Source organism: Devosia alba (genome assembly GCF_039938915.1).
GTDB classification, from domain to species: domain Bacteria; phylum Pseudomonadota; class Alphaproteobacteria; order Rhizobiales; family Devosiaceae; genus Devosia; species Devosia alba.
This window is the reverse complement of record NZ_JBDUUI010000049.1, coordinates 1-428: the sequence shown is the minus strand read 5'-3', so window position 1 is coordinate 428 and position 428 is coordinate 1. Positions and strand designations below refer to the sequence as shown.

At 51.9% G+C, this 428-nt stretch carries 1 protein-coding gene; it reads left to right on the top strand.

The genetic code is table 11. The features are described from left to right. Window positions 1-20: 20 nt before the first annotated feature. Window positions 21-428: hypothetical protein (locus ABFY71_RS18730; RefSeq protein WP_347947381.1), on the top strand; the 408-nt coding region annotated here is incomplete at its 3' end.

The following is a 428-nucleotide window of genomic DNA, read 5'->3' as shown; positions in this document are numbered from 1 at the left end:
TAGTCTTCAAGGACCAGGACATGGCTGGGCGTCTGGATGCTATCCTGCGAGGCTCTTTGCAGAAGGAGATGCGCTTCCGCTGGCTCAATACCTATGCTGATGATAACTTGGATTTGACACGCAGTAGTAATTGGTTCAACGTTACACAAAACGTAGGCCAAGCTGCTCGGCATGTTAACGGGATGTCTATGGTGCACAGGGCGCAGGTTAACTGGAACTCTGGTATCGTTATGGATGAGCTACAGAGTATGCTCAATGGTTCTGCTGATGCAGTCAAGCGCCTGGAGCGCTGGGGCCTGGATAAGGACCTGGCTAAGCAGATGCAAGCTGCGTATGCCAAGAACCCTGGGAAGATGCTGCCACCGGACCTGCAGATGCAAATGGAAGTCGTAGGCTCACGCTTAATGGATTATGTAGTGCAGCAGGTA